At 70.0% G+C, this 20,439-nt stretch carries 21 protein-coding genes and 2 pseudogenes; 12 read left to right on the top strand and 11 right to left on the bottom strand.

The genetic code is table 11. From position 1 onward, the window contains the following. Nucleotides 1-54 precede the first annotated feature (54 nt). Nucleotides 55-687, top strand: a complete 633-nt coding sequence (locus JRG78_RS03665) for an O-methyltransferase (RefSeq protein WP_259607678.1) — start codon at nucleotides 55-57, stop codon at nucleotides 685-687. A gap of 97 nt (nucleotides 688-784) precedes the next feature. On the opposite strand, the gene JRG78_RS03660 is transcribed toward JRG78_RS03665, so the two are convergent. The 3 genes from JRG78_RS03660 to dapE form a co-directional block, all read right to left on the bottom strand. Continuing rightward, nucleotides 785-955 (bottom strand): DUF3117 domain-containing protein, encoded by a 171-nt coding sequence (locus tag JRG78_RS03660; RefSeq protein WP_259607677.1) that lies wholly within the window; start codon nucleotides 953-955, stop codon nucleotides 785-787. A 79-nt stretch (nucleotides 956-1,034) separates the two neighbouring features. Further along, nucleotides 1,035-2,249: a hypothetical protein gene (locus JRG78_RS03655; RefSeq protein WP_259607676.1), complete on the bottom strand. Its 1,215-nt coding sequence runs from the start codon at nucleotides 2,247-2,249 to the stop codon at nucleotides 1,035-1,037. After that, complete coding sequence (dapE, locus tag JRG78_RS03650; RefSeq protein ID WP_272653622.1) at nucleotides 2,231-3,304, bottom strand: succinyl-diaminopimelate desuccinylase; 1,074 nt, start codon at nucleotides 3,302-3,304, stop codon at nucleotides 2,231-2,233. Before dapE ends, JRG78_RS03655 begins: the two co-directional genes overlap by 19 nt. 53 nt (nucleotides 3,305-3,357) lie before the next feature. On the opposite strand from dapE, the gene dapD reads away from it, so the two are divergent. Both dapD and JRG78_RS03640 read left to right on the top strand, forming a co-directional pair. Further along, nucleotides 3,358-4,311 carry a 2,3,4,5-tetrahydropyridine-2,6-dicarboxylate N-succinyltransferase gene (gene dapD / locus JRG78_RS03645; protein ID WP_259607674.1) on the top strand — a complete coding sequence of 318 codons (954 nt, stop codon included), beginning with the start codon at nucleotides 3,358-3,360 and terminating at the stop codon, nucleotides 4,309-4,311. A 329-nt stretch (nucleotides 4,312-4,640) separates the two neighbouring features. Beyond that, nucleotides 4,641-6,194, top strand: coding sequence for a DEAD/DEAH box helicase (locus JRG78_RS03640; RefSeq protein ID WP_272653621.1), 1,554 nt, complete (start codon nucleotides 4,641-4,643; stop codon nucleotides 6,192-6,194). Nucleotides 6,195-6,460: 266 nt separating this feature from the next. On the opposite strand, the gene JRG78_RS03635 is transcribed toward JRG78_RS03640, so the two are convergent. From JRG78_RS03635 to JRG78_RS03610, 6 genes are all read right to left on the bottom strand, one after another. After that, the gene (locus tag JRG78_RS03635; RefSeq protein ID WP_272653620.1) at nucleotides 6,461-7,750 is read right to left on the bottom strand and encodes a citrate synthase; all 1,290 of its coding nucleotides are present in this window, start codon (nucleotides 7,748-7,750) and stop codon (nucleotides 6,461-6,463) included. A 142-nt stretch (nucleotides 7,751-7,892) separates the two neighbouring features. After that, nucleotides 7,893-8,999, bottom strand: a complete 1,107-nt coding sequence (gene dapC / locus JRG78_RS03630; protein WP_272653619.1) for a succinyldiaminopimelate transaminase — start codon at nucleotides 8,997-8,999, stop codon at nucleotides 7,893-7,895. Further along, a complete protein-coding gene (gene fdxA, locus JRG78_RS03625; protein ID WP_259607671.1) occupies nucleotides 9,000-9,320 on the bottom strand; it encodes a ferredoxin in 321 nt (106 codons plus the stop codon). 9 nt (nucleotides 9,321-9,329) lie between these two features. Further along, nucleotides 9,330-9,812: a histidinol dehydrogenase gene (locus JRG78_RS03620; protein WP_272653618.1), complete on the bottom strand. Its 483-nt coding sequence runs from the start codon at nucleotides 9,810-9,812 to the stop codon at nucleotides 9,330-9,332. A 93-nt stretch (nucleotides 9,813-9,905) separates the two neighbouring features. Then, nucleotides 9,906-10,220, bottom strand: a complete 315-nt coding sequence (locus JRG78_RS03615) for an AzlD domain-containing protein (RefSeq protein ID WP_272653617.1) — start codon at nucleotides 10,218-10,220, stop codon at nucleotides 9,906-9,908. Next, nucleotides 10,217-10,930 (bottom strand): AzlC family ABC transporter permease, encoded by a 714-nt coding sequence (locus JRG78_RS03610; protein ID WP_442927314.1) that lies wholly within the window; start codon nucleotides 10,928-10,930, stop codon nucleotides 10,217-10,219. The genes JRG78_RS03615 and JRG78_RS03610 overlap by 4 nt, the downstream gene beginning before the upstream one ends. Before the next feature lie 236 nt (nucleotides 10,931-11,166). Here JRG78_RS03610 and JRG78_RS03605 point away from each other — a divergent pair, with 236 nt between their 5' ends. The 8 genes and pseudogenes from JRG78_RS03605 (at nucleotide 11,167) to JRG78_RS03570 (ending at nucleotide 17,652) form a co-directional block, all read left to right on the top strand. Beyond that, nucleotides 11,167-12,270, top strand: a complete 1,104-nt coding sequence (locus JRG78_RS03605; RefSeq protein WP_259607666.1) for a tyrosine-type recombinase/integrase — start codon at nucleotides 11,167-11,169, stop codon at nucleotides 12,268-12,270. Continuing rightward, nucleotides 12,270-12,599: a helix-turn-helix domain-containing protein gene (locus JRG78_RS03600; RefSeq protein WP_259607665.1), complete on the top strand. Its 330-nt coding sequence runs from the start codon at nucleotides 12,270-12,272 to the stop codon at nucleotides 12,597-12,599. Before JRG78_RS03605 ends, JRG78_RS03600 begins: the two co-directional genes overlap by 1 nt. Next, entirely contained in the window at nucleotides 12,596-14,557 is a 1,962-nt protein-coding gene (locus tag JRG78_RS03595) for a hypothetical protein (protein ID WP_272653616.1), read from the top strand. The genes JRG78_RS03600 and JRG78_RS03595 overlap by 4 nt, the downstream gene beginning before the upstream one ends. A 239-nt stretch (nucleotides 14,558-14,796) precedes the next feature. After that, nucleotides 14,797-15,661 (top strand): annotated as a pseudogene (locus JRG78_RS12675) (IS5 family transposase). Between the two features lie 91 nt (nucleotides 15,662-15,752). Further along, nucleotides 15,753-16,409: a hypothetical protein gene (locus JRG78_RS03580; RefSeq protein ID WP_259607662.1), complete on the top strand. Its 657-nt coding sequence runs from the start codon at nucleotides 15,753-15,755 to the stop codon at nucleotides 16,407-16,409. Beyond that, nucleotides 16,406-16,903 carry a hypothetical protein gene (locus tag JRG78_RS03575; RefSeq protein ID WP_259607661.1) on the top strand — a complete coding sequence of 166 codons (498 nt, stop codon included), beginning with the start codon at nucleotides 16,406-16,408 and terminating at the stop codon, nucleotides 16,901-16,903. The genes JRG78_RS03580 and JRG78_RS03575 overlap by 4 nt, the downstream gene beginning before the upstream one ends. Before the next feature lie 153 nt (nucleotides 16,904-17,056). After that, on the top strand, nucleotides 17,057-17,332 hold the full coding sequence (locus JRG78_RS12560; RefSeq protein ID WP_336297704.1) for a helix-turn-helix domain-containing protein: 276 nt from the start codon (nucleotides 17,057-17,059) through the stop codon (nucleotides 17,330-17,332). Continuing rightward, nucleotides 17,248-17,652 (top strand): cupin domain-containing protein, encoded by a 405-nt coding sequence (locus JRG78_RS03570; protein ID WP_336297703.1) that lies wholly within the window; start codon nucleotides 17,248-17,250, stop codon nucleotides 17,650-17,652. The genes JRG78_RS12560 and JRG78_RS03570 overlap by 85 nt, the downstream gene beginning before the upstream one ends. A gap of 154 nt (nucleotides 17,653-17,806) precedes the next feature. Here JRG78_RS03570 and JRG78_RS03565 read toward each other — a convergent pair. After that, a pseudogene (locus tag JRG78_RS03565) lies at nucleotides 17,807-18,049 on the bottom strand (phospholipase); the annotation flags it as partial. A gap of 186 nt (nucleotides 18,050-18,235) precedes the next feature. Here JRG78_RS03565 and JRG78_RS03560 point away from each other — a divergent pair. Next, on the top strand, nucleotides 18,236-19,504 hold the full coding sequence (locus tag JRG78_RS03560; protein ID WP_239541894.1) for an IS110 family transposase: 1,269 nt from the start codon (nucleotides 18,236-18,238) through the stop codon (nucleotides 19,502-19,504). Here JRG78_RS03560 and JRG78_RS03555 read toward each other — a convergent pair. After that, entirely contained in the window at nucleotides 19,412-20,182 is a 771-nt protein-coding gene (locus tag JRG78_RS03555) for a hypothetical protein (protein ID WP_272653615.1), read from the bottom strand. The genes JRG78_RS03560 and JRG78_RS03555 overlap by 93 nt on opposite strands. Nucleotides 20,183-20,439 lie beyond the last annotated feature (257 nt).

The following is a 20,439-nucleotide window of genomic DNA, read 5'->3' as shown; positions in this document are numbered from 1 at the left end:
GCTACTCGCCGCGCCTGCCCCGATGATGCACCGTCCCGGCCTAATCTGAGAGGCATGAGCGAGCACGACGCGAACGCCCGATTCGTCCGTGAGACCACCGTCGAACCCGCCCCGATCGGGCGGGCCCGTGCGCACGCGCTCGAGCTCGGCGCGGCGCCGATCAGCGCCCCGGTGGGTGCGCAGTGCGCGGTGCTCGCCGCGGCATCCGGCGCCCGCTCGATCGTGGAGATCGGCACCGGCGCCGGCGTCTCCGGTCTGTGGCTGCTGCGCGGCGCCCCGCAGGCGGTGCTGACCACCATCGACAACGAGCCGGAGCACCTCGCCGCCGCCCGGCAGGCCTTCACGGACGCGCGCATCCCCCCGGCGCGCGTGCGGTTCATCACCGGCCGCGCCGCCGACGTGCTTCCCCGCATGAACGAGGGCGCCTACGACATCGTGCTGGTCGACGCCGACCCGGAGAACGTCATCGAGTACGTCGAACACGGGCTGCGCCTGGTCCGCACCGGCGGACTGGTGCTGGTCCCCCGCGTGCTCGCCGGCGGCCGCGCCGCCGACCCCGTGCAGCGGGACGCCGTCACCACCGCGTACCGGTCGCTGATCCAGGAGACCCAGGAGTCGCAGGCCGTGCTGGCCGCGCTGTCCACGGCCGGCGAAGGGCTGCTGCAGCTCACCCGCGTCGCAGCGTGAGGCACGCCGGCTGAACCGGTGCGGGCACCGCCGGCGGCCCCGGAAACGCCGAAAGGGCGGTGGAATCCTCCACCGCCCTTCTGCCAGTCCGTTGGAATCAGGCGTTCACGACGGCGCCGAGCACGTCGTGAAGCTCCTTCGCCTCGGCGTCGTTCACGGACACGACCAGACGGCCGCCGCCCTCGAGCGGAACCCGCACGATGATGAGTCGCCCCTCCTTCACGGCCTCCATCGGTCCGTCGCCGGTCCTCGGCTTCATCGCTGCCATCGTGGCTCCCTTTCCTCGGTGGTATGGCTCAAGTTTATCGGTAGGGTTCCGCGCCGGGCGGTCGCCGCCGCGCGGGGAATCACGGGACCTGCCAGAACGTCTGCGCCAGCCCGTACATGTTCAGGATCCACACCCACTGCCCGGCCAGGCACGCGAGGAGCACGCCGATGCGATACCCGAGCGGCCGCGGCACCGCGACGGCGCCCCAGAGCGGGGTGAGCGGCATCAGCAGCCGGAACGTGCTCGACTGCGGGAAGAACACCGCGAGCAGGTAGAGCAGATAGCTCGCGCTCCACAGCCGCACGTCCACGCCCAGCCGGCGCACCGCCCGCCCGCGCAGCAGCAGGAGCGCCGTGCCGGCGACGAGCAGCACCAGCACCACCCAGCCCCACCAGCCCGGCATCCCCCACTGCGAGAACCAGAAGTCCGCGGCCTGCACGAAGCCCTCGAACGGCACGAACTGCGTCACCGGCTCGGCGATCCAGTTCCGCCGCCAGGACAGCTCGGTCTGCAGGTAGGCGCCCGGCTCGCCCGTGACGATGCCGGCGATCACCTGCCAGGAGAAGCCCACCATGGTCGCGAGCGCGCCCATGGCGACGATGTGCACGGCATCCCGCCCGGGCAGCGGCTCGGCGCGGCGGCGGCGCCACCTCGCGATGCCGTGCAGCCCGAGGAACAGGGCGAAGGCGAGGATGCCGGGCCGGGTGAAGCCCATCACCGGGACGAGCGCGTACAGCCACCCGTACCGGTGCCGGGAGACGAGATCGAGCGCGATGAGCAGCAGCAGCACGAACAGCGCCTCGGCGTAGCCGACCTGGAACAGCGCCGCCAGCGGCCCCATCGCGAAGAACGTCACGGCCCACATCGCCGCGCTCTCTCCGATGCGGTCCCGCAGCAGGCCGTGCAGCGCCAGGCAGGCGAGGAACCCGCTCACGAGCGACACCGTCAGCGCCCCGGCGCCCCAGACCCCGAATCCCACCAGCTTGGCCAGGTACGCGTACACCGGCATGAACGCCCACGCGTTCTCCGCCACGTCGCCGGATGCCGTGCGCGGCAGCTCCCGGGGATAGCCGTTCTCCGCGACCCACCAGTACCACTGCGCGTCCCAGCCGAGCACGAAGTCCGCCAGGCCGGCATCCGCCCCGAACCGCGACAGCGAGGTGGAGATCCCGGCCGCCGCGAGCAGGAAGCCCGTGGTGATGACGCGGGCGAGCAGGTAGACGATCGCGATCCGGGCGACGACCGGAAGCCGCGCCCAGGAGCGGATGCCGCGGCTCACGCCCCGGTGAGCCACGCCCGCAGTCCGCGTTCCACGTCCTCGATCTGCGCAAGCGGCACCCGCTCCTCATCGTGATGCGCGAGGTGCGGATCGCCGGGCCCGTAATTCACGGCCGGGACGCCGAGCGCGGAGAACCGGGCGACGTCGGTCCAGCCGTACTTCGGCCGGGCCTCGGCACCGACCGCGGCGAGGAACTGCTGCGCGATCGGGGCGTCGAGGCCCGGACGGGCGCCGTCGGCGGCATCCGTGATCTCCACCTCGAAGCCGGCGAGCACCGAGCGCACGTGCGCCTCGGCCTCGGCGATCGACTTGTTCGGCGCGAAGCGGTAGTTGACCTCGATCTCGCACAGGTCCGGGATGACGTTGCCGGCCACGCCTCCGGTGATCCGGACGGCGTTCAGCCCCTCCCGGTAGCCGAGCCCGTCGACGGTGATCTCCCGCGCCCGGTACTCCGCGAGCCGGGCCAGGATCGGTGCGGCGCCGTGGATGGCGTTCTCGCCGATCCAGGAGCGGGCGCTGTGCGCGCGGACCCCGCGGGTGCGCACGATCGCGCGCAGCGTGCCGTTGCATCCGCCCTCGACCTGGCCGTTGGAGGGCTCGCCGAGGATGGCGAAGTCGGCGGCGAACAGATCCGGTCGATCGGCGGCGAGCAGCCCCAGCCCGTTCTTCGACGCCTCGACCTCCTCGTTGTCGTACCAGATCCAGGTGATGTCGACCACGGGTGCGGTCAGCTCGACCGCGAGCTTGAGCTGCACCGCGACGCCGGCCTTCATGTCGACCGTGCCGCGCCCCCAGAGGAAGTCCTCGCCGTCGATGGTGAGGGTGCGGGTGGGCACGTTGCCGTTGATCGGCACGGTGTCGATGTGTCCCGCGATGACGACCCGCTGCGGCCGGCCCAGGTCGGTGCGAGCGACGACCGTGTTGCCGTGCCGGATCACCTCGAGGTGGGCGCAGCCGCGCACCACCGCCTCGAGCTCGTCGGCCAGGCGCCCCTCGGCGCCGGACACGCTCGGGATGTCGCAGATGGCGCGGGTGAGGTCGACGGAGGATGCGGTCGGATCGAGCAGCATGGCTCCCAGCCTATCGGCCCGGCATGCGGTGCCCAGGGCGGTAGTTTGGAGGGATGAGCACTGAGCGCACCGTGTGGGGTATCGGACTGTCGACGACTGCCGGGGACGGCACCGTGCTGGACGCCTGGTTCCCCGAGATCGGCCTCGGCGAGCCGGATGCCGCGGACGCGGCCTCCGCGGCGGAGACCTGGCAGGCGCTGGCGGAGCCGGACGAGCGCCGCAACGTCACGGTGGAGCTCGTGCAGCTGTCGGTGGACCTGGACGCGCCCGTCGCCTCCACCCCGGACGCCTACCTGCGCCTGCACGCCCTGTCGCGCTTGCTGGTCAAGCCGAACGAGCTGAACCTGGACGGCATCTTCGGCCACCTGCCGACCGTGGCGTGGACGAACGCCGGCCCGATGCTGCCCGCGGATGCCACGCGCCTGCGTCCGGTGCTGCAGCGCCACGGCATCCAGGTGCAGGGCCTGGACAAGTTCCCGCGGCTGACCGACTACGTCCAGCCCGAGGGCGTGCGCATCGCGGATGCCTCGCGCGTGCGGCTCGGCGCGCACCTCTCCCCCGGGACCACCGTGATGCACGAGGGCTTCGTGAACTTCAACGCCGGCACCCTCGGCGCCTCGATGGTGGAGGGACGGATCTCCCAGGGCGTCGTGGTCGGCGACGGCAGCGACATCGGCGGTGGGGCGTCCATCATGGGCACCCTCTCCGGCGGCGGCACCGTACGGGTGTCGATCGGTGAGCGGACGCTTCTCGGCGCGAACGCCGGCATCGGCATCTCCCTCGGCGACGACTGCGTCGTCGAGGCCGGGCTGTACGTGACCGCGGGCACGAAGGTGGTGCTCGCCGACGGTCCGGACACCGCCGACGGCGGACGTCCGACGGTGAAGGCCGCCGAGCTGTCCGGCCGGGACGGCATCCTGTTCCGCCGCAACTCGCTGACCGGCGCCGTCGAGGCGACCCAGCGCACCGGCGTGGGCGTCACGCTGAACGAGGCCCTGCACGCCTGACCCGGGTCGCACCCTTCGCCCCTCCCTCCTTTCACTCCCCGCGTTCGGGGCGCTTTCACTCCCCTCGTTCGGGGCGGATTCTCGCGTTCGGGGCGGTTGTCATCCGCCCCGAACGCAAAAATGCGCCCCGAACGCGGCAGGAGGGGATGCACAGGGGGACGTGCTACTGTCAAGGGTCGCTCCCCGTCACGGCGGAGCGCCTGCGTCGTCGACACGCTCCCGCGCCGCCTTCCGGCCGCGAACTTCTCGAACGGCGAACCGATGCGCGAACCCGCGCCGTCGCCCACCTTTCCCGCACGCCCCTCGCGCGTGCCCATCTGGAGCCACCTATGACTTCCTTCCTCGACCTCAGCGTGCCCGCGTCCCTGGCATCCGTCCTCGCCGCCGACGGTAAGACCGAGGCCTTCGCCATCCAGCGCGACACGTTGCCGGACTCCCTCGCCGGCCGCGACCTGCTCGGCCGCGGCCGCACCGGCAGCGGCAAGACCATCGCGTTCGCCTTGCCCCTGGTCGCGCGTCTCGCGGATGCCGGCGGCGCCCGCCGTCCCGGCCGCCCGCGCGGCCTCGTGCTCGCGCCGACGCGTGAGCTCGCCACCCAGATCGCCGCCACCGTCTCGCCGCTCGCCGCCGCCGTCGGCCTGCGCGTGACGACCGTGTTCGGCGGGGTGAGCCAGCGCCCGCAGGAGCAGGCGCTGCGCGCCGGCGTCGACATCGTGGTGGCCTGCCCCGGCCGCCTCGAAGACCTCATGAAGCAGAAGGTCGTGTCACTCGACGCGGTCGAGATCACGGTGCTCGACGAGGCCGACCACATGGCCGACCTCGGCTTCCTGCCCGGCGTCACCCGCATCCTCGCCGCGACGCCGGCCGGTGGACAGCGCCTGCTGTTCAGCGCCACGCTGGACCGCGGCATCGACTCCCTCGCGAAGCGCTTCCTGCGCAACCCGGTCAGCCACGAGGTCGACGAGGCCAGCGTGCCGGTCGGCGAGATGACCCACCGGGTGCTGCTCACCGCCGACGCCGAGAGCAAGAAGACCCTGGTGCAGGACCTCGCATCCGGCACCGGCCGCCGCATCCTGTTCACCCGCACCAAGCACCAGGCGAAGAAGCTCGCGAAGCAGCTCACCGCCTCGGGCATCCCGGCGGTGGACCTGCACGGCAACCTGTCGCAGAACGCGCGTGAGCGCAACCTCGCCGCCTTCGGCGCGGCACCGGATGCCGGTGGCGTGCGCGTGCTGGTCGCGACCGACGTCGCGGCGCGCGGCGTGCACGTGGACGACGTCGAGCTCGTCGTGCACGTCGACCCGCCGGTGGAGCACAAGGCGTACCTGCACCGCTCCGGCCGCACCGCCCGGGCGGGCGCCGCGGGCACGGTCGTCACCGTGGTGATGCCCGAGCAGCGCCGCGACGTGAAGGACCTGCTCCGCAAGGCGCAGATCACCGCTCCCCTCGAGCCGGTGACGGCGGATGCCGTGGACGAGGTCGTCGGTACGCGGGCCGCCCTCGTGAAGCCGTCGCCTGCCACTCCGGCGGGCAACCGTCCGGCCCCGTCCTCCACGCAGAACGCGGCGTCGTCCTCCGGTCGCGGTCGCGGTCGCGGACGGGGCCGCGGCGGTCAGGCATCCGCCACGTCCGGGCGCACCGCCGGGCGCGCGGGACAGTCCGGGCAGCCGGCGGGGCGGGCGTCCGCGTCCGGCGGTCGTCACGGCGTCCGCGGCGAGCACGGCTCCGCGGCATCCGGTGCGGGTCGCGCGCACGGCCAGGCGCACGCGCAGGCGCCGTCGGGGCACCAGCGCGGCGCCCGCGATCACGACGCGGCGCGCACGGCCAGGCACGAGAGCCGGCCGCAGGGCTCGCGGCGCGCCAGCCGCCCGCAGGGCCGCTGACCGGCATCCGTGTCGCTCAGGTCACAGAAAACGCCGCTCTGAACACGCCGAAACGGCACTTTCTGCGACCCGAGTAACCCCAGGCACCCCGATAGCGGCACTTTCTGCGACCTGACGGCGCGCGCGGCCCCGCCGCGCCCCGAAAGGACCGCACCGCCGGCATCCGTGTCGCTCAGGTCACAGAAAACGCCGCTCTGCACGCCCCGAAACGGCACTTTCTGCGACCCGAAGGCGCGCGGCGGCGACGGCGCATCCGCCGACGGACGTCAGCGGCTGGGGTAGGGACGCTCGGCCGAGCCGACGTACAGCTGCTGCGGACGGCCGATCTTGGTCTGCGGGTCGAGCTGCAACTCCCGCCACTGCGCGAGCCAGCCCGGCAGCCGTCCGATGGCGAACAGCACGGTGAACATGCGCGTCGGGAAGCCCATCGCCTTGTAGATCACGCCGGTGTAGAAGTCGACGTTCGGGTAGAGGCGGCGCTCCTTGAAGTAGTCGTCCGCGAGGGCGATCTCCTCGAGATCCTTGGCGAGGTCGAGGAGCGGATCCGTGACGCCGAGCTCGGCGAGCACCTCGTCGGCGGCTTCCTTGACGAGCTTGGCGCGAGGGTCGTAGTTCTTGTAGACCCGGTGGCCGAAGCCCATCAGCTTGACGCCCTCCTCCTTGTTCTTCACGCGCTCGACGAAGCGCTGCACGCTCTGCCCCGACTCGCGGATCTGCCCGAGCATGGTCAGCACCGCCTCGTTCGCGCCGCCGTGCAGCGGGCCGGAGAGGGCCTGGATGCCCGCCGAGATCGACGCGAACTGGTTCGCACCGGTGGACCCGACCAGGCGCACCGTGGAGGTGGAGGCGTTCTGCTCGTGGTCCTCGTGCAGGATCAGCAGCAGCTCGAGCGCCTTCGACATCACCGGGTTGACCTCGTACGGCTCGCTGAGCACGCCGAAGTTGAGCTTCAGGAAGTTGTCCACGAAGCTCAGCGAGTTGTCCGGGTAGAGGAAGGCCTGCCCGACGCTCTTCTTGTGCGCGTAGGCCGCGATCACCGGGAGCTTCGCGAGCATCCGGATCTGGTTCAGCTCGACGTGCTCGGGGTTGTGCGGGTCGGTCTGCCCGTCGTAGTACGTCGACAGCGCCGCCACGGCCGACGACAGCACGGCCATCGGATGCGCCGTGTGCGGCAGTGCGGAGAAGAAGTGCTTGAGGTCCTCGTGCAGCAGCGTGTGCCGACGGACCTTCTCGTCGAACTCGGCGAGCTCGTCTGGGGTCGGCAGCTCGCCGTAGATGAGCAGCCACGCCACCTCGAGGTAGCTGCAGTTCCTCGCGATCTGCTCGATCGGGTAGCCGCGGTAGCGCAGGATGCCCTGATCGCCGTCGATGAAGGTGATCGCCGACTTCGTGGAGGCCGTGTTCACGAACCCGTAGTCGAGGCCGGTGTAGCCGGTCTGACGCGTCAGGGTCGAGAAGTCGATGCTGTCGTGCCCGCTCGTCGCGCGCAGCACCGGGAACTCCGCCGTCCTGTCGCCGACCGTGAGAGTCGCCTTCTCGGGCTGATCTGCGCTCACGCGAACCTCCTGCTTTCACGTCGTGGACGAAGTGCGGCGCGCTGCGCCGGGGCGGATGTCGACTGCATCGCTCGTACAGCCTAGCCGCGACCGTGGCCTACTGTGACATCCGCCAAGAGATGGCGCGGTCACATGAGAGAATCTACAATCCGGTCAGTCGGCGCGCTGCTTCCTCCACCGCGGGCAGCGGCGCGGTGAGCGCGAGCCGCACGTGGTCGCCGGAGTGCGCACCGTAGAAGTGGCCCGGCCCGGCGAGGATGCCGGCATCCGCGAGCCGCCCCATCGACTCCCACGCGTCGCGGTCCTCGGTGGCCCACAGGTACAGCCCCGCCTCCGAACCGTCGATCCGGAAGCCCGCCGCCTCCAGCGCGGGCTTGAGCACGTCGCGGCGACGGCGGTACAGCGCCTTCTGCGCGGCGACGTGTTCGTCGTCGCCGAGCGCGACGGTCATCGCGTGCTGCACGGGCCCCGGCGGCATCAGGCCGAGATGCTTGCGTGCGCGCAGCAGGTCGGCGACGATCGCGGAGCATCCGGCCAGGAACGCGGCCCGGTACCCGGCGAGGTTCGACTGCTTGCTCAGCGAGTACACGCTGAGCAGGCCCTGGCGCGTGCCGCCGGTGACGCGCGGGTCGAGCACCGACGGCACCGGCTCGGTCGCCCACGGCCCTTCCCAGCCGAGCTCGGCGTAGCACTCGTCGCTGGCGAGCACCGCACCCAGCTCGCGGGCGCGGGCGACGGCGGATGCCAGCTCCGGCACGGTCCAGGTGCGTCCGTCGGGGTTGCCCGGCGTGTTGATCCAGATGAGCTTCGCGCCCTCGGGCCACTCGGCCGGGCCGTCAGATGCCACGGCCGTGGCGCCCGCGACGGTCGCGCCCACCTCGTAGGTCGGGTAGGCGACGCGTGGATGCACGACGATGTCGCCCGGTCCGAGGCCGAGGAGGGTGGGCAGCAGCGCGACGAGCTCCTTCGAGCCGATGGTCGGCAGCACGTTCGCGGGTGTCAGGCCGGGCACGCCGCGGCGTCGCGCGTACCAGTCGACGATCGCCTGCCGTAGCGCAGCGGTGCCGACCGTCTGCGGGTAGGAGTGCGCGTCGGTGGCTTCGGCGAGCGCACGACGGATGACCTCCGGCGTCGGGTCCACCGGAGAGCCGATGGAGAGGTCGATCAGCCCGGCCGGATGCTGCGCGGCGCGCTCACGGTACGGAGCGACGGCGTCCCAGGGGTAGTCGGCGAGCTCGCGGACCCCCACCTACTCCCCCTGCGGGGGCAGGGCGGCGATGATCGGGTGGTCGTGGTGGATGACGCCGACCTTCGCAGCGCCACCGGGAGACCCGATCTCCTCGAAGAACTCCACGTTCGCCTTGTAGTAGTCCTGCCACTCCTCGGGCAGGTCGTCCTCGTAGTAGATCGCCTCCACCGGGCAGACCGGCTCGCAGGCGCCGCAGTCCACGCACTCGTCGGGGTGGATGTACAGCGAGCGCTCCCCCTCGTAGATGCAGTCGACGGGGCACTCGTCGATGCAGGCACGATCCTTCACATCGACGCAGGGAAGGGCGATCACATACGTCACGGTCCCAGTCTACGACCCGTGCGGGGACGGCGGTTCCCGCCCGGCCGGCGGGGAGGATGCCGGGGGCCGCCGGTGCACGGATGCCGGGGGTTCGTGCGGCGCCGGGCGCTGCGTATGAGCCGTCGGCGCGGAAGCCCGCAGGCGCGAGAGATCGGGCCAGGCCACGACGAGCACGACGATGCCGGCGACGAGGTAGGTCCAGATGTTGCCGAGCGGGGTGTTCGGGACGACGACGGATCCGCCCGGGCCGCGCTGCGAGATCACGAGGATGAGCGCCATCATGCCGAAGCCGGCCGCGAGTGCGGCCCACCGGTCGCCGGTGAGCGCCCGCAGCGCGATCAGCAGCGAGGCGCAGGCGATCGCGCCGAGGATCAGGCCCACCGGGATCGCCCCCCACAGGAAGCTGTGCGCGATGGTCGCGGCGATGCCGTAGACGCCGCCGATCAGCGCGGCCGCCAGCCAGGACAGACCACGGGAGATCACAGAGCGCACCCCGTCAGCCTACCGGCCGGCTCGCATCGCCCGGCCGGCTCGCATCGCCCGGCCGGCTCGCATCGCCCCGCCGGCTCACGTCGCCCCGCCGGTTTACGTCGCCCAGCCGAGCAGGCGCAGGAGCGCCGCCACCGCGGCCGCCGCGATCACGACGACGAGGAAGGACTGGCGCATCCAGAGCAGCCCGGCCGCGACGAGTACCGCCGGGACCCGCGCGTCGACGACGATCGCCTGCCCGTCGCCGAGGCTCTGCACGGCGACCAGGGCCGCGAGCAGTGCGACCGTGAGGAAATCCGAGATGCGCGCGGGCCTCGGCGCCTCCATCACCGTGGCCGGGACCAGGTAGCCGGCGGCCTTCAGCGCCATGCAGATGCACGCGGCGAGCAGCACGGCGCTCCAGACGCTCATGCGACCGCCTCCCGTCCGAACCAGTCGAACCAGCCGACGACGATCGCCACGAGCGCCGCGACCAGCACGGGAAGGCCGGGCATCAGCGCCGGGGTGAGGCTCGCCGCGACCACCGCCGCCGCGACGCCGACGACGACCGCCTGACGCCGGCGCAGCCGCGGCCAGAGCAGCGCCAGGAAGGCGGCGGCCGCCGCGGCATCCAGCCCCCACTGCCGCGGGTCCCCGAGGATGTCGCCGAGCAGCGCGCCGACGAGCGTCGTGGCGTTCCAGCCGAGGAAGATCCCGATCCCGGTGACCCAGAAGCCGAGCCGGGCGAGACGCGGATCGTCCTGTGAGATGGCGACCGCGGTGGATTCGTCGATGGTGAAGTGCGTGGCCGCGGCGCGACGGCGGAAGCCGGATCCGATCACCGGCGACATCCGCATCCCGTATGCGAGGTTGCGCACGCCGAGCAGCCCGGCGGACGCGATCGCGGCGGGCAGCGCAGCGACGCCGCCGGCGGCGAAGACGCCGACGAACGCGAACTGCGAGCCGCCGGTGAACATGAGCAGGCTGAGCACGCAGGTCTGCCAGACGTCGAGTCCGGATGCCACGGCGAGCGCGCCGAAGGAGATGCCGTACGCGCTCGTGGCGATCGCGACCCCGAGGCCCTCCCGCCAGACCTCGCGCCGGGGATCGGTCGTGTCGACCGTTCGCTTCACTGAACGCATGACTATGAAACCGAGAACTTTTCGAGCTGATGCAACATCCCGCGATTCCGCGTGTTTCCGCGCCTTCGGGTCGCCATGATCGCGCCTGCTTGTCAGCGTAGCCCTGGAGTGGGGGAGCGCCGATGCCCCCGGATGGGTGCTCGGCCCCACGATTCCGGGCGGTTTCGCAAGGGCGCGATCCGCGTTGTGAGCCATGTCACCCATCATAACGTTGCATTAGATGCAATAATGATGGGGTGAGTGATGATGCGGAGGTGCTGCTGCTTCGGCAGCCGGGCGTCGTGCCGTTGCATGAGGACGCGGCCGTGTTCAGCGGAATGCTCGATGGGTTTTCCCGCCAGCAGACGAGCCGTGGCCTGGCGACGCAGACTATTCAGATGCGCCGCTGGCAGGTGGAGCGGTTCCAGCGGTTCGCGGACTCATACCCGTGGGAGTGGCTGCCGGGTGACGTCGAGGACTTTACGACGAGCCTGTTCAGCGGCCCACGCCCGTTGGCGCGGTCGACAGTGCGGATCTATCACCTGACGTTGCGCGCGTTCTGCGACTTCATCACCGACCAGCGCTACGGCTGGGTCGCGGAGTGCCGGTCTCGGTTCGGGTCGGTGCCGACACAGGTATGCTTCGAGTGGAACACGGTCGCGCACACCGTCGATTTCGAGGGCACGCCGGGCCGTCGCCCGCTGGACTATGACGAGCTGGAGGCACTGTTCGCCGTCGCGGACGCCCGAGTGGAGACGCTGCGACAGCAGGGCCGCAAGGGCGCGCTGGCCGCGCTGCGGGACGCGCAGTTGCTGAAGACGATCTACGCGTGGGGGCTACGCCGCCGCGAGGCGCTGGGTCTGGATGTGGTCGATCTGCGCACGAACGCGAAGACACCGCAATGGGGCCGGTTCGGGCTGCTACACGTGCGGCACGGGAAGTCCTCGAAAGGCTCGATCCCCAAGCGTCGCTCGGTACTGTCGCTACCGGAGTTCGACTGGGCCATCGACGGGCTGCGCGTCTACGTCGAGCAGGTTCGGGAGAAGTTCAACCCCGGCAACCATCCGGGACTATGGCCGACCGAGCGCGGCACGCGCGTCGGTGACCGCTACCTCGACCGCCGGTTCGCACAGCTGCGCGACGAGGCCGGGCTGCCCGGCGCGTTGACCCTGCACAGCCTGCGCCACTCCTACGTGACGCATCTGATCGAGCTCGGTTACGCGGAGCAGTTCGTGCAGACCCAAGTCGGTCACGCCTACGCCTCGACGACGGCGATCTACACCTCGGTGACCGATGACTACCGCAATCGTGTCCTGGCTGCGGCGATCGACAAGTTCTACTTCCCGGAAGGAAGCACCTGATGACAACGAAGACGATCACCTGGCGGCTGCGAACGCTGATGGCCGAGCGCGGCATGTTCAAGACCACCGACCTCCTCGAACCGTTGAAAGCCGAAGGCGTCGCGCTCTCCCGCGAGCAGGTCTTCCGGCTGGTGACGCAGGCCCCGCAACGTCTCAACGTCGAGGTCCTTGCCGCGCTCTGCACGATCCTGGACTGCACGCCCAGCGACCTGCTCGTCCTCGATCAAGCTGCCGTGCGGTCGGTGGAGGCGACGGGCACGAGCGGGAGGATCGAGGACATCGGTGACCTGCGCCCCGTCCCCGCGCGCATCCAGCGACCGAAGCCGTGACGATCCCACGCGGCACCCCGCAGCCGGACGGGGCTTTCGGGCTGCGCGTCGCGGCGGCGCAGGCCAACAAAGGCGTGACCGCGCTGGAACAGGCCATAGTCGACGCGGCAGAGCGGATCATCGCACCGTCGCGACGGAACGGAGTGCTCCGCCTGCTGTCGAGCGAAGAGTTCGATCCCGCTGACGTGCACGCTGAGACCACCGTCATCGTCCAGGTTTTTCTTGCGAATCTCGCACGCGAAGGCGTGACGGGTGTCCGGCTCCCGCTCTGCCCGACGTGTCGCACCCGGAAGGTCGTCAAGAAGCGCAACGAGCAAGGACAGCGCGAGTGCTTCCGCTGCGCGCAGAGCCGATCGCGTGGCGAGTGCCCCCAGTGCTTGCGGATGAAGAAGCTCACCGCCACCAACGCCGATGGGCAGCGCGTCTGCCAGCCCTGCGGAACGGACGGCATGCCGACGTTCGCGTGCGAGAACTGCGGGAAGATCGTTACCACTGTCGGGCGCATCGACGGGAGAAGAGTCTGCCTGAACTGCTATCCCCGGCGACTGCGGCGTTGCGTCTCGTGCGGGCAACAAAAGAAGATCGCCGCGACCATCCTGCACGGCCCGCACTGCTTCGCCTGCCACAACCGCATCTTGCGCAACGCCGCCCCTTGCCCCGGGTGCGGCGAGAAACGCATCCTCGCGTTCCTCAGTGACGACGACCGCCCATGCTGCGCGGGATGCGCGGGGCAGCCCGCCCGCTACGCCTGCCGCCGCTGCGGGAGCGAAGAACACAACTACGGTCGCCTCTGCGGGAAGTGCGTTCTCAGCGACCGCTGCAACGACATCCTCGCCGGCCCGGACGGGGCCTTCCTTCCTCCGATGCGGGCACTGCGCGACTACCTGCTCGTCCAGCCTCGCCCAGCACAGGTCATCAAGTGGTTGCGCATGGGGCCGAGCACCGACGTTCTCCGCGACATCGCCTCTGGGCGGGTGCCGGTCGAGTCGATCCTCGACGCCCCGCGGCCGGGCAAGCCGTTGATCTACCTGCGCACGCTCCTCCTCGACGCCGGTGCCCTACCGCGCGACGCGGCGGCCACGCGGCAGCTGATGGCCTGGGCCACGCAGACCATCGGCGGAGCCGCCACCGATCACCACCAGATGCTGCGCACCTACACCCGATGGGTGCTGCTACGCCGAGCCAGCCGAGATGCCGAAGGCGACATCGCTATCGGCGCAGCTCGGCACGTCAAAGCATCGCTGCGGGGCCTCGTCACCTTCCTCACCTGGGCTGAGGAACAACAGACCCCCCTGCGCGCTCTCACTCAGGCACAGATCGAGGAGTTCATCACCCTCCACACCGCACGACGATGGCTCCCACAGTTCCTCACCTGGGCCGCCGAACGCGACATCACACCCGACCTCGACATCTCCACGCTTCCGCGCCGAGAACCCGCGATCAGCACGTCCGAGGCACACCTTGAAAACGTCATCCGCACCCTCGCCACGGATCGCGGTATCGCGCTCGATGCGCGCCTTGCGGCGCTGCTGATCGCGGTCTACGGACTGCCCGCAACCAAGACGCTCGCGCTGCATCGCCGCCAGCTCCGCGACGAGAACGACGGCCTCGACCTCCGCATCGGAGACCGTCCGCTCACGTTGCCCGCGCCGATCACCCTGCTCGCCCGGGAGCAACTCGACCTCCGACCCGACGCAGACGATGACGCATGGCTGTTCCCTGGCCGTCTCCCTGGGCAGCCTCTCGACCCGCAATACCTTTCACTACGCCTGCGCCCTGTCGGCACCAGCATCTCCGCGCTACAGAACGCCGCCCGGTTCCGGCTCGCCGGAGCCGTCCCCGCCAAAGTCCTCGCAGACATACTCGATTTCAGCGTCGCCACCTTCGAGAACTACGCCCGCCTCTCAGGTAGCACCCGCGGCGACTACCCGGCGCTGCGAGAAAACAGCAGTCGATAGGCCACCACCGCTGAACTGACAGTTCCCTCCCCGCGCGACAGCGGCAGTGAACCTGCGGCGGTTCACATGAACGGTCAACTGTACATATGCTCTGGCGTGGCCAGCCACTGCGCTCTCGATGGGGCTGCTCTTCAAGCTCAGGCCGACGTCAGGCTTCCCCGCCCGCTCCCTCGACGGGCTCACTTACTTAGGCCGTGTTGCTAAATGCTGGTTCGGGGCCTTTGGGTGATTCTTGAGGCGTGTCGCGAGATGTCATCACGGACGAGGTCTGGGAGCTGATCCGGGACGTGTTCCCGCCGGTGAGGACACGGGGCCGTCCTCCGGTGGATCGGCGCACGGTGGTCGAGGCGACCGCGTGGCGGTTCCGCACGGGATCGGCGTGGCGAGACCTGCCCGACCGGTTCGGGAGCTGGAACACGATCTACAAGAACTTCCGCCGGTGGGCGAGCGACGGCGTCTGGGAGGACCTGCTCACCCACGTGCAGAAGCGGGCGTCGCTTCAGGGTGAGATCGACTGGGTCGTGTCGGTGGATTCCTCGATCGCGCGTGTCCATCAGCATGGCGCGACCTTGCCCCGGGTCACAGGGGGATCCGTCGAACTACAAGAAGTCCGGGCCAGAGCCTCCTGACCACGCGATCGGCCGGTCACGGGGTGGTTTGACGACGAAGATCCATCTCGTCTGCGACGGGAAGGCCCGGGCGCTGGCGTTCGTCCTCACCGGCGGGCAGGTCGCAGACACGAGCATGTTCACCTGCGTACTCGACGAGATCCACATCCCCGGCCGAGGGCCCGCGCGCACGAGACCGGACCGGGTGCTCGCGGACAAGGGCTACCCGTCGAAGAAGAACCGGGCCTGGCTGCGCGAGCGCGGCGTCAAGGCCACGATCCCCGAACGCGACGACCAGATCGCGCACCGCCGCAAGCGGCCGGGCCGTCCGATCGACTTCGGCGATGAGCAACGGGAGCGCTACAAGGGCCGCAACGTCGTCGAGCGGTGCTTCAACTTCGTGAAGCAGTGGCGCGGACTCGCTTCCCGCTACGACAAGACCGCCCGGTCATACGCGGCAGGGCTCTGCCTCTCCGCCGCCTTGCAATGGATTTAGCAACACGGCCTAGTGATACCCTAATCAGAGAGTTCTTCTGCTGTCGCCCGATGGCAGAATCGACTTCAACTCGTGGAAGGTAGCATTGTCAATGCATCTGACGAAGGCCACCAGCAGGACTGTGCTCTCCTTCTTCGCGATCGCTGCAGCATTCACCTTAGCGACCGCTACCCCTGCGACCGCATCCGGGTTCGATACGTCGGCTAACCCGACCGCCGAAACTGATGAGGGCGTCATATTCTCGGTTCTCGGTGACGTCGGAGACGGTGTCGGCTCGATTGTTTCAGACGAAGAGCTCGCTCAGCTCGGGATCGAGGTGACCCCCGGTACAGCCTCAAGCGCGCCGACAGTTCAGGCTGAGCCCGCGCCCACCGCGCGAGCAGCCGCGACCAACAACGTACTCTTCCGGTGGAATGACTTCGGTGGTCGGCAAGTTGTGCTGCGGTCCCAGCCGTACGACAAGATCCTCAACAAGCACAACCTGACATACCGCACACCACGCGTAGTCACCCAGAAAGCTACAACACGAACCCCCGACGGCGGCACATCATGGCGCTACCGACTGGCCGCCAACGAGGTCAAGTGCGACTTCTGGGGGAACAACTGCAAGGTCGTTCGTACGGTCTGGGTGCGCACCATCGTGGATTTCCGTTCATATCAGGGTGACAAGTACGGAGTGGTGACCGCCTACTGCGAGGGCATCGACGGCAAATGCCCCGATTTCGTGAAGAACGCGCTGAACCAATGACCAGGACAGACCGAGACCCCGCTGACGCCGCGCTCTGGCGCGACGCCATCCGGGAAGCTTCCACCTTGGAGAACCTCCGCCCGCACGATGGTCTCATCCGGCAGATCCTGCTCGGCCCGGACACGCTCGAGTTCACCCTCATCGGCGGTGAGGTATTCACCACTCCGGCCTCAGCAGATCGGAACGTGATCGCGTCCGCAGCTTCCAAGGCACTAGGTCGCAAGATCACCGCCAACCAGGCCGCGGAGTGGGAGCCCCCGGAGCAGACAGCGAACTACTGGTGGGCAGAGACTCTATACAACTTCGGGCTCCTCGCCCCCGAAGGAGCCGTCATGAATCCCACAGTCGTGTTCACCCGGATCTGGCGTGAAGGAACGATCGCGAAGATCGAGGCCTACGACGCACGTCGGACGGCTGTTGCAGAGTTCGATCTCCGTGCAGATCACCCGCCGGCGGACACAGTCACCGACGTGCTCGAGGCTCTCCGCGTATAGACCTGAGAATACCTCCACCGGAACCGCCTGCGGCCATCTGACGCGCGACCGCCGCATGTCACAACCCTGCATGTTGGCGAGCCGCCAGAGCGCGTCAGTCGCTCGGAAGCCTCGGGATAGTTCTCACCCGGATAATGCACTTACACCGGTATCATGAACACCTGGCGGACCGCCGTCAAGTCGAACGAAGGTGAGGGACGGATGGCAGACCTTCGCGCACGCATCGCCCGGTCGCTGCGCCGCGAGCGCGAGGCGCACGGGATCTCCGTGTCCGAGCTCGCCCGGCGCGCCGGCGTCTCCAAAGCGACGGTGTCGCAGCTGAGAGCGGATCGGGCAATCCCAGCGTGGAGACGCTGTGGGCCCTCGGCGACGCGCTCGGCGTGCCGTTCGCGACGCTCGTGGAGGAGCAGTCGAGTCCGTCACGGCTGATCCGGGCGGACGAGCACGCCGGCATCCCGTCGGCCGCCGCCCCGTACGTGGCGACCCTGCTGTCGGCCTGCCCTCCCGGAGCGCGGCGGGACATCTACATCATCCAGGCGGAGCCCGGCGAGGCGCGGCGATCGCTCCCCCACCATCGCGGCACCACCGAGCACGTGGTGCTCCTCAGCGGCTCGGCGCGGCTGGGTCCCGCCGAGGCCCCCGAGGTCCTGCATCCGGGCGACTACATGTCCTATCCGGGCGACGCCGCGCACGTGTTCGAGGCGCTGGAGCCCGGGACGAGCGCGGTGCTGCTGTCCGAGCTGCGCTGAGACACCGGATGCCGGGAAGGCCCGGCCCGCTGGCGAGAGCGAGTGTGCCTTCCCGGCATCCGTGGGCCTTCCCGGCATCCGGACCGGGCGTCGCACGGCATCCGGGCGCCTTCCCGGCACCCGACGCGGCGCGCCTCACGGCGCCGCCGCGTGCTCAGTACCAGTTCGTGGCCTGCGAGTGGCCCCACGCCGCGCACGGGCTGCCGTACACGGCGTCGATGTAGCCGAGGCCCCAGGCGATCTGGGTGGCGGCGTTCGTCTGCCAATCCGCGCCGGCCGAGGCCATCTTGCTGCCGGGGAGGGCCTGCGGGATGCCGGTCGCGCCGCTGGAGTCGTTGTAGGCCTGGTAGTTCCAGCCGGACTCCTTGTTCCACAGCGACTCGAGGCAGGAGAACTCGCCCTCGTTACTTTCTTCGTGACCCGTTCGGCGGCCATGCTGGGCGGTGACGGCCTGCCGGGCCCGGCATGATTGCTGCCCCCTGTCCTCGATGATCCGGGGGGTGTTGTCACCGGGCCTGGTTGGCGGTGTGTGATCGCTGATAGGGGCTGGACCCGAGCATGCTCGAGGCCGTTCGTAACGTGGATGCCGAGACGCGCCGCCGCGGACGCCGTCACGAGTGAAGCGGAGGACGAAGTGGTCACCAGCATCGACAGATACGACGAGGTCGACGTGTTCGTTGGGCTCGACGTCGGCAAGGGCGAGCATCACGCGGTCGCGCTCGACCGGGAAGCCAAGCGACTATTCGACCGAGCACTCCCGAACGACGAGCGCCAATTGCGGGCGGTGATCGACCAGCTCGCCTCGCATGGCGTGGTGCTGCTGGTCGTAGATCAACCCGCGACGATCGGTGCACTCCCGGTCGCGGTCGCGCAAGCCGCAGGTGCTCTCGTTGGTTACCTGCCGGGGTTGGCGATGCGGCGCATCGCGGATCTGCATCCCGGTGAGGCGAAGACCGACGCGAGAGACGCGGCGATCATCGCCGAAACGGCCCGCACCATGCCGCACACGCTCCGGTCGATCCAGGTCGCCGACGAGAAGGTCGCGGAGCTGAGCATGCTCTGCGGGTTCGACGACGACCTCGCCGGTCAGATCGTCCAGGTCTCCAACCGGATCAGGGGTCTGCTCACCCAAATCCACCCGGCGCTGGAACGCGTGCTCGGGCCGCGGCTGGATCACCCCGCGATCCTGGACCTGCTGCAGCGCTACCCGTCGCCGGCGGCGATGAAGACTGCGGGTGAGAAGCGGCTAGGGAACCGGCTGCTGAAGAACGCGCCCCGCAAAGGTCGTGTCTGGGCGGCAGAGATCATGACCGCGCTCGGCGAGCAGACCGTCGTGGTGACCGGCACCGACGCCGCCGCGCTGGTGCTCCCCAGGCTCGCAGAGCAGCTCCAGGCGTTGCGACGGCAGCGTGATGAGATCGCCATCGAGGTCGAGAAGATCGTCGACGCTCACCCTCTTCAACCGGTCCTGACGAGCATGCCCGGAGTCGGCGTCAGGACCGCAGCCCGGCTCCTCACCGAAGTCACCACCAAGACCTTCGCCACTGCCGGGCACCTCGCCGCCTACGCCGGCCTCGCACCCGTGACCCGACGATCCGGCACCTCGATCCGCGGCGAGCATCCCTCCCGGCGCGGGAACAAGATCCTGAAACGGACCATGTTCCTCTCCGCGTTCGCCGCACTCCGAGACCCCGAATCACGCGCCTACTACGACCGCAAGATCGCCCAAGGCAAACGCCACAACCAGGCCCTCATCGCCCTAGCTCGACGCCGCTCCGACGTCCTCTACGCCATGCTCCGCGACGGCACCCTCTACCAACCGCGACCAGCCCAACCCGCCCTCGCCGCTTGACAGAGGACATAGGGGCACCCCCCAGCCGTACTGCGAGGCGGCCATCTCGCGCGCGGTGGCCTTGGCGCCCTCGACGGTGTTCGCGGACGCGAGCGCCGCCGCCTCCGCCGCGGCGCGCTCCGCCTCGATCCGGGCCGCCTCCTCGGCCGCGATGCGCTGCGCCTCGGCCTCGCGCGCCTGGGTGAGCGCGTTCTGGAGGGTCTCGGTGTCCGCGAGGACCTCGTCGGTCTCCTTCGCGGCGCTCGCGGTCAGGGCGGTGAGCCGGTCGGCGGTGAGGTCGTCCGACTGCAGCGCCTTGACGTCGCCGGTGAGCTCGGCGAGGTCGACCGGCGCGGCCGGCACGTCGAGGCCGGATGCCACGACGACGTTGTTGAGAGCCTGCGCGTTGGTGAGGACGATGCCGGCGTCCTGGGCGACGGCCGCGCCCTTGCGCAGCTGCGCCTCAGAGGGCGCGGAGGTGAGGGCGGCGATGGCGGACGGCGCCTGCACCAGGCCGGCGGTCAGGGCGATGCCGACAGCCGCGGCGGCGCCGATCCCGGCGAGACGGCGATGGGTGCGGCGGGAGCGATCGGCACTGGAGGGGATGTCGAGGTTCGGAGTGGTGTCGAGGTTCGAAGTGGCGTCGGCGGATGCCGCGGCGGCGCGCCGGGACGCACGGGTGTTCTGGGTTTCGGGCATGGAGGATTCGACTTCCGGGTCGTCGTCGGCCCGGTCCTGCCGTGCGGAACGACGTGCAGGGCGATCCATCGGGGACCGCTCGCCCGGGCGCAGCCTCCAGCCTTCACGACGGATCTGGACGGATCAGGCGCATCGCCTGGGCATCCCGTCAACGTTCCCCGTGAATGCCTGCAACGCCGCGCCCCGCCGCGCCCCGCCCCGCCGCGCCCCGCCGCTCCGCGCCGCTCCTCCGCCGCTCCCCCGTCCGGCGCTCACCC

This window comes from Microbacterium sp. EF45047 (genome assembly GCF_028472845.1).
Lineage (GTDB): Bacteria > Actinomycetota > Actinomycetes > Actinomycetales > Microbacteriaceae > Microbacterium > Microbacterium neungamense.
The sequence above is the reverse complement of the archived record's forward strand: the minus strand, read 5'-3'. Positions and strand labels throughout refer to the sequence as shown.

Bases quoted from the DNA above. Each gene is read 5' to 3' on its own strand.
- JRG78_RS03665 (WP_259607678.1), top strand. From the start codon at position 55: ATGAGCGAGCACGACGCGAACGCCCGATTCGTCCGTGAGACCACCGTC.
- JRG78_RS03660 (WP_259607677.1), bottom strand. From the start codon at position 955: ATGGCAGCGATGAAGCCGAGGACCGGCGACGGACCGATGGAGGCCGTG.
- dapE (WP_272653622.1), bottom strand. From the start codon at position 3,304: ATGCTGCTCGATCCGACCGCATCCTCCGTCGACCTCACCCGCGCCATC.
- dapD (WP_259607674.1), top strand. From the start codon at position 3,358: ATGAGCACTGAGCGCACCGTGTGGGGTATCGGACTGTCGACGACTGCC.
- JRG78_RS03640 (WP_272653621.1), top strand. From the start codon at position 4,641: ATGACTTCCTTCCTCGACCTCAGCGTGCCCGCGTCCCTGGCATCCGTC.
- JRG78_RS03615 (WP_272653617.1), bottom strand. From the start codon at position 10,220: ATGAGCGTCTGGAGCGCCGTGCTGCTCGCCGCGTGCATCTGCATGGCG.
- JRG78_RS03610 (WP_442927314.1), bottom strand. From the start codon at position 10,930: ATGCGTTCAGTGAAGCGAACGGTCGACACGACCGATCCCCGGCGCGAG.
- JRG78_RS03600 (WP_259607665.1), top strand. From the start codon at position 12,270: ATGACAACGAAGACGATCACCTGGCGGCTGCGAACGCTGATGGCCGAG.
- JRG78_RS03580 (WP_259607662.1), top strand. From the start codon at position 15,753: ATGCATCTGACGAAGGCCACCAGCAGGACTGTGCTCTCCTTCTTCGCG.
- JRG78_RS03575 (WP_259607661.1), top strand. From the start codon at position 16,406: ATGACCAGGACAGACCGAGACCCCGCTGACGCCGCGCTCTGGCGCGAC.
- JRG78_RS12560 (WP_336297704.1), top strand. From the start codon at position 17,057: ATGAACACCTGGCGGACCGCCGTCAAGTCGAACGAAGGTGAGGGACGG.
- JRG78_RS03560 (WP_239541894.1), top strand. From the start codon at position 18,236: ATGCCGAGACGCGCCGCCGCGGACGCCGTCACGAGTGAAGCGGAGGAC.
- JRG78_RS03555 (WP_272653615.1), bottom strand. From the start codon at position 20,182: ATGCCCGAAACCCAGAACACCCGTGCGTCCCGGCGCGCCGCCGCGGCA.